The organism is Rhodococcus sp. 4CII (assembly GCF_014256275.1).
Lineage (GTDB): Bacteria > Actinomycetota > Actinomycetes > Mycobacteriales > Mycobacteriaceae > Rhodococcus_F > Rhodococcus_F wratislaviensis_A.
In genome coordinates this window covers 934348-945708 of record NZ_JACCFE010000002.1, presented here as the reverse complement: position 1 = coordinate 945708, position 11361 = coordinate 934348, and the positions used below count along the sequence as shown (strand labels likewise).

General features: G+C 68.1%; 12 protein-coding genes and 1 pseudogene. 5 read left to right on the top strand and 8 right to left on the bottom strand.

All coding sequences use genetic code 11. The annotated features are described in order from the left end of the window. Positions 1-70 precede the first annotated feature (70 nt). Together H0B43_RS42780 and H0B43_RS05380 are read left to right on the top strand one after the other, a co-directional pair. Positions 71-343 (top strand): DUF222 domain-containing protein, encoded by a 273-nt coding sequence (locus tag H0B43_RS42780; protein WP_312033916.1) that lies wholly within the window; start codon positions 71-73, stop codon positions 341-343. Positions 344-347: 4 nt separating this feature from the next. Continuing rightward, the gene (locus H0B43_RS05380) at positions 348-740 is read left to right on the top strand and encodes a DUF222 domain-containing protein (RefSeq protein ID WP_312033917.1); all 393 of its coding nucleotides are present in this window, start codon (positions 348-350) and stop codon (positions 738-740) included. Between the two features lie 231 nt (positions 741-971). Here the strand turns inward: H0B43_RS05380 and H0B43_RS05375 are convergent, their stop codons facing one another. The 3 genes and pseudogenes from H0B43_RS05375 to H0B43_RS05365 form a co-directional block, all read right to left on the bottom strand. Beyond that, positions 972-1352: a VOC family protein gene (locus H0B43_RS05375; protein ID WP_185728978.1), complete on the bottom strand. Its 381-nt coding sequence runs from the start codon at positions 1350-1352 to the stop codon at positions 972-974. 29 nt (positions 1353-1381) lie between these two features. Next, positions 1382-2387, bottom strand: a pseudogene (locus H0B43_RS05370) (acyl-CoA dehydrogenase family protein). Between the two features lie 30 nt (positions 2388-2417). Next, positions 2418-3935: an aldehyde dehydrogenase family protein gene (locus H0B43_RS05365; RefSeq protein WP_185728979.1), complete on the bottom strand. Its 1518-nt coding sequence runs from the start codon at positions 3933-3935 to the stop codon at positions 2418-2420. Positions 3936-4276: 341 nt separating this feature from the next. On the opposite strand from H0B43_RS05365, the gene H0B43_RS05360 reads away from it, so the two are divergent. The 3 genes from H0B43_RS05360 to H0B43_RS05350 all read left to right on the top strand — a co-directional run bounded on the left by H0B43_RS05360 (position 4277) and on the right by H0B43_RS05350 (position 6935). Next, a complete protein-coding gene (locus H0B43_RS05360; protein ID WP_185728980.1) occupies positions 4277-4741 on the top strand; it encodes an Lrp/AsnC family transcriptional regulator in 465 nt (154 codons plus the stop codon). A 65-nt stretch (positions 4742-4806) separates the two neighbouring features. Further along, on the top strand, positions 4807-6150 hold the full coding sequence (lat, locus tag H0B43_RS05355; RefSeq protein ID WP_185728981.1) for an L-lysine 6-transaminase: 1344 nt from the start codon (positions 4807-4809) through the stop codon (positions 6148-6150). Beyond that, the gene (locus tag H0B43_RS05350; protein ID WP_185728982.1) at positions 6147-6935 is read left to right on the top strand and encodes a tyrosine-protein phosphatase; all 789 of its coding nucleotides are present in this window, start codon (positions 6147-6149) and stop codon (positions 6933-6935) included. Before lat ends, H0B43_RS05350 begins: the two co-directional genes overlap by 4 nt. Here the strand turns inward: H0B43_RS05350 and H0B43_RS05345 are convergent. From H0B43_RS05345 to H0B43_RS05325, 5 genes are all read right to left on the bottom strand, one after another. After that, positions 6899-7231: a VanZ family protein gene (locus tag H0B43_RS05345; protein ID WP_185730089.1), complete on the bottom strand. Its 333-nt coding sequence runs from the start codon at positions 7229-7231 to the stop codon at positions 6899-6901. The two genes, H0B43_RS05350 and H0B43_RS05345, sit on opposite strands and share 37 nt — an antisense overlap. 2 nt (positions 7232-7233) lie before the next feature. Then, positions 7234-7572: a hypothetical protein gene (locus tag H0B43_RS05340; RefSeq protein WP_185728983.1), complete on the bottom strand. Its 339-nt coding sequence runs from the start codon at positions 7570-7572 to the stop codon at positions 7234-7236. Between the two features lies 1 nt (position 7573). Further along, the gene (locus H0B43_RS05335; RefSeq protein ID WP_185728984.1) at positions 7574-7987 is read right to left on the bottom strand and encodes a DUF1707 domain-containing protein; all 414 of its coding nucleotides are present in this window, start codon (positions 7985-7987) and stop codon (positions 7574-7576) included. Positions 7988-8049: 62 nt separating this feature from the next. Beyond that, positions 8050-9837, bottom strand: a complete 1788-nt coding sequence (locus H0B43_RS05330; RefSeq protein WP_185728985.1) for an acetyl/propionyl/methylcrotonyl-CoA carboxylase subunit alpha — start codon at positions 9835-9837, stop codon at positions 8050-8052. A gap of 130 nt (positions 9838-9967) precedes the next feature. Then, positions 9968-11344, bottom strand: a complete 1377-nt coding sequence (locus tag H0B43_RS05325; RefSeq protein ID WP_185728986.1) for a condensation domain-containing protein — start codon at positions 11342-11344, stop codon at positions 9968-9970. Positions 11345-11361 lie beyond the last annotated feature (17 nt).

Below are 11361 nucleotides of genomic sequence, written 5' to 3'. Positions count from 1 at the left end.
TGTCCGATGCTCGATGCGGGCTACGCGGTGATCGCCGCGCGGGAGCCCTATTCGGCGGGGCGCGGCCCCCGTGTGGCGTGTACCGAAACCCAGCGGACGCGACGGTGCCATCGGCCCCGACCACGCCCGCGCAGTCGCGAAGATCATGCGCAAGATCCCGCACGCCGTGCCGAACTCGGACATCGCCACAGCCGAATCCATCCTGGCCGAATGTGCGCGCGGCGGTACTCCGGAGGACGTGGAGAATGCCGGCCACCGCTTCCTCGCTCATCTCGATCCCGACGGGAACTGGGCGACGATCGTCACCACGCGGCGACGCCGAGGACCCGTCGATCGATCGTGACGCCGTGGCAGCCGCCGCAGCGAGGGACACCCGCACCGCTGCGCAGCGGAACCACGACGCCCTCAGCGCGATGTTCCGGGTGATTCTCGAATCCGGGATCCTCGGTCGGCATCGGGGTATGCCTGTCGCGGCGATCATCTCCATGACCCTCGACCAACTCGGGAAGGCAGCCGGCGGGGTGGCCACCACAGCCACCGGTGGCCTCCTCCCCGTCGACGACGCACTGAAGCTCGCCGAACCCGCACTGCCGTGCCCGGGTGCACGACGGGCCCACAGGTTGGGCGACCACCAGCGTGCCACCCGGGGACGCGTACGCCGGACGCACCGAATGGATACCGCCGCCGCGCATCGACCCGGACAGAAAACCGCGAATCAATCACCGACACCATGCCGGTGAGCTGATCGATCGGGCTCGCCGGCGGTTGCGTGACCGGGCGCGAGCCGACGGCCGAGTGCCGTAGTCGAGGCCTGCAGTCACACAGTCGCGAGATCCGCGGCGGGTACTGCTGCCGGAGCGAACGACGGTGGAGCCGTCAGACGGTAGACGACGGCACCGACAGGTACGCACGCGCAGCTCCGGTGGCCACGAACTCGACGCGGTGCAGAGGATCCCGCGCCGGCGAGGTTGTCAAAGTGGAGCGAGGCGTGCTCGGAGCAGGCAGAATTCGTTGCCTTCGGGATCGGCGAGGACGTGCCAGGGCTCTTCCCCGGTCTGGCCGATGTCGGCCGGGCGTGCGCCGAGTTCGAGGAGGCGTTCGAGTTCGGCGTCCTGATCGCGGTCGGTGGCGTTGACGTCGATGTGCAGCCGGGGATTCCCGGGTTCCGGTTCGTCTCGGCGGCTGAGAATGATCGTCGGCTGCGGGCCGCCGAACCCTTCGCGCGGCCCGATCTCGATGACTTCGTCGCCCTCGCGGTCGAGCATCACGAAGTCCAGGACCTCGCACCAGAACCGCGCCAGCACCTCGGGATCGCGGCAACCGAGCACGAGTTCACTGATACGGCATGCCATGGACGAGACCTACTTTCGGTACGAAGCCGCTAGTCGCGGCCGAGGCGTTGAAGCAACGCGGACTTGATCGCCGGCCGTCCCGCTGCGACGAGCGTGAAAGTGGCCTCGCGCATCAGTCGTTCCGCGGTGTTCCCGGCCAGCAGAGACGAACTGCCCTTCGCCGTGACGAGGGCGGTCGCGGTACGGATCGCGAGTTCCGAAGCGCGAGCGCGCGCATCGGAGATGTCGGCCCGGCCCTCGAGGGCGGCGTTGAGATCGAGGCGTGCCCTGGCGGCCTGCTCCTCGAACGGGTCCGCGTCCACCCCGAGAGTGTCCAATTCGCTGATCGCCCGGCGGGTGATACCCATCGCCATGCACCCGTTGATCCACGACCCGAAGATCTGGCTCTTCGCGAAATCGTCGGGGGAGACGACGGCACTCACCAGATCCCGCGGCACCGCGAGCCCGTCGAATGTCAACCGGACGGTGTTGGACCCGCGGGCCGCGATCAGCGGCAGTTCCTCGACGGTGAGCCCTCGCAGCGGCTGCGCGGGAATGATGACGTGCACGATGGAGTCGTCGAATTCGTCGCGCGCCGACACCTGGAGAAGATCGACGATGCCCCAGCCGGTCACGAACGGCGACACCCCGTCGAGTACGTATCCGTCGTCGACGCTGCGTGCCCACAGTGTCGGCGGGACGGGAATCGCGCCGGCCAGCGCGACGCCGGCCCGCACCGTGCCGTCGATGAGACCGTCGAGGTAGCGATCCTGCAGGGCGGTGTTTCGGTGAGCCGGCGAGACCGGCCACGACGCCGTGATGCTGCATCCACGTGAACGCGGTCGCGAGGCAGCCGCCGCACAATGTCTCCATCACATCGACCAGCACCGACGGCGTCACACTGTCCTCGCCGGGTGCCGCGAGCCCGTAGAAGCCGTCGGCCGCGAGCGTCTCGAAGTGACTGTCGGGAATCTCGCCGTCGGCGTCGACGCTGTCGGCCACCGGGAACAACACGTTCTCGGCAATCTCACGCGCCATCTCGGTCCAGTTGCTCACGCCCCGAGAGTAGCCGGTCGGCACCGTCGATCAGGTGAACTCCACCCCTTGTGCGAGCGGGAGTTGGTCGGAGTAGTTGATGGTGTTGGTCGCGCGGCGCATATAGGCCTTCCATGCGTCGGACCCGGACTCACGTCCGCCGCCCGTTTCCTTCTCTCCACCGAAGGCTCCACCGATTTCCGCGCCGGACGTGCCGATGTTCACGTTGGCGATGCCGCAGTCGGAACCGTCTGCCGCGAGGAACCGCTCGGCCTCACGCTGATCGGTGGTGAAGATCGACGACGAAAGGCCTTGGGGCACTTCATTGTGCAACGCGATCGCCTGATCGAAGGTGTCGTAGGTGAGGACGTAGAGGATCGGTGCGAAGGTCTCTTCCCGGACCACCGACGTCTGGGCAGGCATGCGGACGACGGCCGGCGAGACGTAGTAGGCGGAGTCGCTGCCACCGCTGCGTTCGCCGCCGCAGACGACGGTGCCGCCGTCGGCGCGGGCCTTGTCCAACGCGGTCTGCATGGCGTCGAACGCGGATCGGTTCACCAGCGGACCGACGAGGACGCCGTCGTCGAACGGATTCCCGACCTTCAGCTGGCCGTAGGCCGAGGAGATACGTTGCACCAGTTCGTCCGCGACGGACGAGTGGACGATCAGCCGCCGCAGGGATGTGCAGCGTTGCCCCGCCGTTCCTGCCGCGGAGAACACGATGCCCCGAACCGCCAGATCGAGATCGGCTGACGGGGCGACGACCGCCGCATTGTTGCCGCCCAGTTCGAGCAGGCATTTGCCGAAACGCGCGGCGACGCGTGGCGCCACGGCGCGACCCATCCGCACCGACCCGGTAGCGCTGACCAACGCGACGCGAGCGTCGTCGACGAGTCGCTCGCCGACGTCGCCCCCACCCTGGATCACCGCGTGGATTCCTGCGGGTGCGCCGACGTCCCGGGCCGCCTGTGCCAGCAGGGCATCACACGCGATCGCCGTGAGCGGAGTCCGGTCGGACGGCTTCCACACCACCGTGTCGCCGCAGACCAGGGCGACGGCGGTGTTCCACGACCACACGGCGACGGGGAAGTTGAACGCGGAGATCACCCCGACCACGGCCAGCGGATGCCACGTCTCCATGAGGCGATGTCCGGGACGTTCCGAGGCCATCGTCCTGCCGTACAACTGGCGGGACAACCCGACCGCGAATTCGCAGATGTCGATCATCTCCTGCACTTCGCCCTGCGCCTCGGACGGAATCTTGCCTGCCTCGAGGGTGACGAGTTCGGCCAGATCGGTCTTGTGCTCCGTCAGAAGCTGACCCAGCCGGCGCACCACGGCGCCGCGCCGAGGGGCGGGGACGGACCGCCACTCCAGAAATGCCTCGTACGCTGTGGTGATCGCCCGGTCCACGTCGTCGGCGCTGCTGGCGGTCACCGTGCGCAATTCGGTTCCGGTGATCGGTGTGCGCGCGACGAGTGGGCCGCCGGCCTCGGTGATCTCGGCACCGCACCGGATCAGCGCATCCTCGGCGCGTCGGCACAACTCCTCGGGGGCGGGAAGATTCACGATGCTGTCCTCTCTCGGGTGGTGTCCTGCTGTCGTCGGTAGAGCACGACCGGGTTCGTCACGGGCCGGCCGAGCGTCTTGGCGAGCCACCGTAGGTGAGCGTCGGTCGCGCCGCCGACCACGCACGGACGCCGAACTCGACTGCCGGGCGGTCGAACCATTCGCGCCCTTCGGGTGTCAGTGCAATCCCGCGCGACTCCGCAAACCACGATCCGGTCCGGGTCGGCGAGCGCGTGAAACGACGCGTGGCGCACCAGAACGTCGAGGCGACGCCGGGCGAAGCGGTCGCGCAGCTCCCAGGTTTCATCCATCGTGCACCTCCGCTGGGCTAGCCTGCGCTGGTGGTGGAATCTTTCCGTAGCGACGCACCCCATACTCCTCTCGACGACATCGATCGGGTCCTGATGCAGGAGCTGGTGGCCGACGGCCGGGCGACTCTGGCGACCCTGGCCGAGAAGGCCGGGCTGTCGATCTCGGCGGTGCAGTCGAGGGTACGCAGACTCGAGGCCCGCAAAGTGATCCGCGGGTACACCGCGAAGATCGATCCGGATGCGCTCGGGCACGGACTTTCCGCATTCGTCGCGATCACCCCTCTCGATCCGTCGCAGCCCGACGATGCACCCGCCCGGTTGCGGGACCTCCCCGCAATCGAAGCCTGCCATTCGGTAGCGGGGGAGGAAAGCTATGTGCTGCTGGTGCGTGTCGCGTCGCCGCGGGAGCTCGAACACCTGCTGCAGGAGATCCGGGCCACCGCCAACGTACACACCCGCAGCACCATCATCCTGCAAACATTTTACGACAAATGAGCCTTGTGCCGGATATATTGCCGAAGTGCCGCCGCTCGACAGGAATTTTGACGTAATCTCTCGGTATGAGCACCGCGATTCGATTCACCGGAAGTGGGGGCGAGCTGCCTGCGAGCCAGGTGCACGACGTGCTGCGCGAACGCATTCTGGTCGACGGTTTCGACCTGGTGCTCGACCTGGAACGCTCCCGCGGGACGCATCTCGTCGACCTCAGGGACGGCACCAGCTACCTGGACATGTTCGGGTTCTTCGCGTCGTCGGCCCTGGGGATGAATAACCCCGAACTCGCCGACGACGACACCTTCCGCCGGGAACTGGCGGTGGCCGCGATCAACAAGCCGAGCAACTCCGACATCTACACCGTCCCGATGGCGCGGTTCGTCGAGACGTTCGCCCGCGTGCTCGGGGATCCCGCACTGCCGCACCTCTTCTTCATCGACGGTGGCGCACTCGCCGTCGAGAACGCACTCAAGGTGGCGTTCGACTGGAAGAGCAGGCTCAACGAGAGCCGAGGGCTCGACCCGGCGCTCGGCTCGAAGGTGCTCCACCTGACCGAGGCGTTCCACGGCCGCAGCGGATACACCATGTCGCTCACCAACACCGAGCCCGGCAAGGTGGCGCGGTACCCCAAGTTCGACTGGCCGCGCATCGACTCCCCGTACCTCGCGGACGGGCGGAATGTCGAGGAAGCCGAACGTCACGCACTCGACCAGGCGCGCCGCGCCTTCGCGGAAAACCCTTCGGACGTGGCGTGTTTCATCGCCGAGCCGATCCAGGGAGAGGGGGGAGACCACCACTTCCGCCCGGAATTCTTCCAGGCGATGGAAGCACTCTGCCGAGACAACGACGCTCTCTTCGTCTTCGACGAGGTGCAGACCGGATGCGGTCTCACCGGCACCGCTTGGGCGTACCAGCAATTGGGAGTGCACCCCGACGTCGTCGCATTCGGTAAGAAGACCCAGGTCTGCGGAATCATGGCCGGCGGCAGGGTGGACGACGTCCCCGGCAACGTGTTCGCCGTCAGCTCGCGGATCAACTCCACCTGGGGTGGCAACCTCACCGACATGGTGCGGTCCCGCCGGATCCTCGAGATCATCGAGGCGGACCGGCTCGTCGACCGGGCCCGGATGACCGGGGCGCACCTCCTCGAACGACTGCGGGGACTCGCCCGCGCGAACGCCGACGTGACCGAGCCGCGGGGACGCGGCCTCATGTGCGCGATCACGCTCCCGACGTCGCAGCGACGGGACCGGGTGGTCGCGGACCTGCGGGACCGCGAGCGGGTGCTGATCCTGCCGACCGGCAAGCGTGGGATCAGGTTCCGTCCGCCCCTGACGGTGACGACCGCGGAACTCGACGCCGCCGTGGATGCGCTGGCCCGGGTGCTGGGCGGTACCGTCGACGCATGACGCCGATACCGCTCACGTCCGTGCCCAACCTGCGAGACGTCGGCGGCTACCGAACCGGAGACGGCCAGAAAGTGCGCACGGGCGTGTACTACCGATCGACCGATCTCAGCCGGGTCGCGGACACGGACCTGCCGCTGCTCGCCGACCTCGGCATTCGGACGGTCTACGACCTGCGCACCGCCGACGAACGTGACGCGGCCCCCGACACTCTCCCGAGCGGGGCGCGTGCGGTCGCGTTGGATGTGCTCGCCGACAAGGGGATACGGTCGATTCCCGCCCAGATGCTCCAGGTGATCGCCGACCCGATGATCGCCGAACGCGAGCTGGGAGGCGGACGCGCGATCGAGTACTTCGAAGGCAGCTACCGCGATTTCGTCCTGATGCCGAGCGCCGTGTCGTCGTACCGGGCGTTGTTCGGCGGCCTCGCCTCGGACGGCGCCTTGCCCGCTCTCGTGCACTGCACCACGGGCAAGGACCGGACGGGCTGGGCCACCGCGGCGCTGTTGCTGCTCGTCGGGGTCAGCGAGGAGGACGTCTTCCACGACTACCTGCTGACCAACGAACTTCTGCTTCCGTCGTTTGCGGGCGTGTTCGAGCGGTTCGTCGACGCCGGCGGCGACCCGGCGTTGCTCGAGCCGGTGCTCGGAGTTCGTCAGCAGTACCTCGAGGTGTCGCTGGCCGTGATGCGCGAGCACTACGGGACCATCGAAGGGTATTTCTCCGACGGCCTCGGCCTCGACACGGCGGTTCAGGCCGTGCTGCGGGAGCGCATGATCGCGGACTGAGCGGACAACCCGATCGCCACACCCACCATGTCTGCGCAGAGGTCCCAGACCGAACCGTGCCTGCCGATGGGCAACACAGCCTGCAGGATTTCGGTGGTCACCGCGAACGCGGCGAGCCACAGCACCGTGACCCGCGGCGTCAGCAGCGCATAGCGTGAGGCGGCGGCCAGCGCCGCGAACAACGCGGCATGCACCACCTTGTCGGCGTGCTCGGGGCCGGAGGGGGTCGCCGACGCAGGGGACAGCAGCATGACCAGGGTCAGAACGGTGAGGGCCGCCACGGGAACGGATCGCATACTCACCGCTCGACCGTGAACCCCAGTGCGCCTTCCGCGAACCGTTGCACCGCATCGGACCCGCTCGCGAGCGCATCCTCGTGGCCCGGGCGCGCCCACCCGGTGAGGATCGCCGCGTCACCGGACGGGGTGAGCCCCACCTCGGCGAGGAGTTCGCCGGTGTTGGGCTGACAGATCGCCCACGAATAGTGCTCGTCGGTCAGCCACTGCGCCGTGCGGCGGGCGACATAATCGGGTTCGGCGATCCCACCGTCCGCGAGCGCCGGGCGATCGTCGACCCGTTCGTCGGCGCGCAGAGCCCGCAGGTACCAGCCGCCGGCATTGACCTCGACAGGTTCCACGTCAGCGGTCCTGATCACGATCGCGGCGGCGATCACGGTGACGGTCGTCGCGGGTCCCGAACAGGATGGCGCCGGCGGCAGGAATCATCAGGAAGAACAACCAGCTGTTGTCGACCGGGACCACGAAGAACAGCACGAGGGCGACGAGTGGGATCACCGACATCACGATGCGGCGCCAGTTCTGATCGCTCTCGGGGCCGGCCGACTCGACCGTGGCGGGCGAGTCGGCCGTGGTGGCCGGAAGATCGGTGAACACTCGTTCGAGTTCACCGCGCGTCGTGGCGTTCGTGACCGCGAGACTGCGCTCGTCGAACTCGACGACCGTCAGCCGGCCCGCCGCGAAGTGTTCGCTCAACAGGTTCAGGGCCTGCTCACGTTCGGCGGTGCCGATCCGGATCTCGGGAACGTCAGACATGCGTACAGACTACTGACCCGTGAGTACTCGTCCACCGCGGGCGGTTGACGAGTACTGACAGGCTATTTCAGTTCGGCGAGGACGGTGCCCTGGGTGATGGCGGCGCCGGGTTCGACGGCGAGGCCGGTGACGGTGCCGGCCTTGTGGGCGTTGACGGGGTTTTCCATCTTCATGGCCTCGAGGACGGCGATGAGGTCGCCCTCGGCGACCTGTTGGCCTTCTTCGACGGCGACCTTGACGACGGTGCCCTGCATGGGGGCGGTGACGGCGTCACCGGACGCGGCGCCGCCGTGGGCGCCGCCGCGGGTGCGGGCCTTGGGCTTCTTCCGGACCGCGCCGGCCGCGCCGGTGCCGGTGCCGAGGGTGAACTGGCCGGGCAGGGACACCTCGACGCGGCGGCCGCCGACCTCGACGACGACGTTCTGCCGGGGCAGGTGCTCGTCCTCGTCGATCGGCTGGTTACCGGTGAACGGTTCGATCTGGTTGTCCCATTCGGTTTCGATCCACTTGGTGTACACGTCGAAGGACTGGCCGTCGCCGATGAACGCGGGGTCGGAGACGACGGCCCGGTGGAACGGGATGACCGTCGCGAGGCCTTCGACCTGGAATTCGGCCAGGGCGCGGCGGGCGCGGGCGAGGGCTTCGTCGCGGGTGGCGCCGGTGACGATGAGTTTGGCGAGCATGGAGTCGAATTGGCCGCCGATCACGGACCCGGTTTCGACGCCGGAGTCCATCCGGACGCCGGGGCCGGTGGGGGGCACGAACTTGGTGACCGGGCCGGGGGCGGGCAGGAAGCCGCGGCCGGCGTCCTCGCCGTTGATGCGGAATTCGAAGGCGTGCCCGCGGGGGGTGGGGTCCTCGAGGATGTCGAGTTTTTCGCCGTTGGCGATCTTGAACTGTTGCAGCACCAGGTCGATGCCGGCGGTTTCCTCGGTGACGGGGTGTTCGACCTGCAGGCGGGTGTTGACCTCGAGGAAGGAGACGGTGTCGCCCTGGACGAGGTATTCGACGGTGCCGGCGCCGTAGTAGCCGGCCTCCCGGCAGATGGCCTTGGCGGAGGAGTGGATGCGGGCGCGTTGGTCGTCGGTGAGGAACGGGGCGGGGGCCTCCTCGACGAGTTTCTGGAAGCGGCGTTGCAGGGAGCAGTCGCGGGTGCCGGCGACGACGACGTTGCCGTGCTGGTCGGCGATGACCTGCGCTTCGACGTGCCGGGCCTTGTCCAGATACTGTTCGACGAAGCATTCGCCGCGGCCGAAGGCGGCGACGGCCTCGCGGGTGGCGGAGTCGAACAGTTCGGGGATTTCCTCGATGGTGTGGGCGACCTTCATGCCGCGGCCGCCGCCGCCGAAGGCGGCCTTGATGGCGACGGGGACACCGTATTCCTGGGCGAAGGCGACGACCTCGTCGGCGTTCTTGACGGGGTCCTTGGTGCCGGCGGCCATCGGGGCCTTGGCTTTTTCGGCGATGTGGCGGGCGGTGACCTTGTCGCCGAGGTCGCGGATCGATTGTGGGGAGGGGCCGATCCAGATCAGGCCGGCGTCGATCACGGCCTGGGCGAAGTCGGCGTTTTCGGAGAGGAAGCCGTAGCCGGGGTGGATGGCGTCGGCGCCGGATTTGGCGGCGGCGTCGAGGATTTTGTCGAACACCAGATACGATTCGGCGGAGGTCTGTCCGCCGAGGGCGAAGGCTTCGTCGGCCAGGCGCACGAACGGGGCGTCGGCGTCGGGTTCGGCGTAGACGGCGACGCTGGCCAGGCCGGCATCGGCTGCGGCCCGGATCACCCGCACTGCGATCTCACCGCGGTTCGCGACAAGCACCTTGGTGATGTGCGCGCTGGCATGACTGGGCACTGAGCCTCCTGTGGTTCGCATGGTCTGTCTCCGCGCTGATCCCCTGGGGGCACCAGCGGTGGGTTACGGCATCACTTCGGAGTGTAAGCACCGAAGTGATCGGTGTTGTCACCGGATCGAAAAACTCCGATCAGGCCTGTCCGACGCTTCGCAACCCTACCGACGGGTAGTTGGTTGAAACCTGTTCTATTTGCCGGCGGAGGCTTCCGACCCACGTATGGACGCTGGCGGCGGCGATGTCGTTGCCCGGATATCGGACCGCCAGATTGACGCCCCGCGGCGTTCGATTGATCCACGCGTACACGTCGTGGGTGTACTGCCTGCTGCGCAGGGCCCGGGCATTGCGCTCCAGCCAACGTCCCGCCTCCGGCACGAACCGCACGTCCATGTAGGAGACGACGAAGCGTGGCCGGATGGGGATGTCGAGTTCCTTCTCGATCCGGTCGAACGGAACCACCGAGAGCGGCTTCGTCCGTGCCACGCTGTCGGCGGCCTCACGCGCGACCGCGGCGAAGTCGTCGGACGGCACCTCGAAATCGATCGGGCTGAGACCCACGAACCATCCCAGCGCGGACGCCCACTGTGGAGAGTGCCGGGTGTGGACCGGGGTGACGGTCCGAAAGCGCTCGAGCCCTGCGACTTCCGCGCCCGCCAGGCCGAGGCAGGCGAGCAGGCCGGGGAAGAATCCGACATCCGCCTCGCGGCAGGCCGAATTGAAAGCGGCCGCCTGGTCGGCGTCGAGGATCCACGCCGACAGGTTCTGCTGGGCCAGCGTGGTCCGCGGGCCGATCTCGAGAGGGAATTCGGGGAGTCCCGGTCCCTCGAGCGCGGACCGCCACACCTCGAGCGCCGCACGATTCACCTCGGCGTCCGTGGTGGTCGCCCGCTCCTCGTGGCCGAAGTCGACGTAACTGCCGACCGGAAACAGGTTGGCCGTCCGGCCGGACACGGCTTCCTCGTACAGTGCGGTCAGCTCGTGCGCGACCAGCACGATGGAGTATCCGTCGATGATCGAATGGTCTGCCGCGAAGAACACGGTGAAACGGTCGCGCTCGACCGTCTCGAGCGTTGCGAAGACATACGACGGCCAGCTGTGCGGCGAGGCGTACTCGTCGAACAGATCCTGGAGGTGTGCGAAGTTGTCGCCGCCCGCGGCGTCGTAGCCGTGGCTGACGACGCCCACGTGCAGCCCGCCCTGCGGCACCGTGCGCCGCCGCACGCGGTCGGTCTCCGAGTCGAAGGTCGTGTGCGACCGCAACACCTCGTGGCGGTCGGTCCACCTCCCGAGCGCCGTCCGGAACGCCGAGACGTTCAGGGCGCCGCGGATCTCGAAGGCGGTGCCCAGCCAGGACTCCCGGCCGCCGGCGTCGGCGCAGCGGCGCAGGTGCGCCTCGTGGATGTACGACGCCGGGCGGGGATCGTCCACCCATTCCGAGCGGGCGCACGGTAACCATTCGGTGAGCGCACCCACCGGAACGGGGTAGTCGGCAAGTTCGGTGAATTCCATCAGTGTGTGTTCAGGTC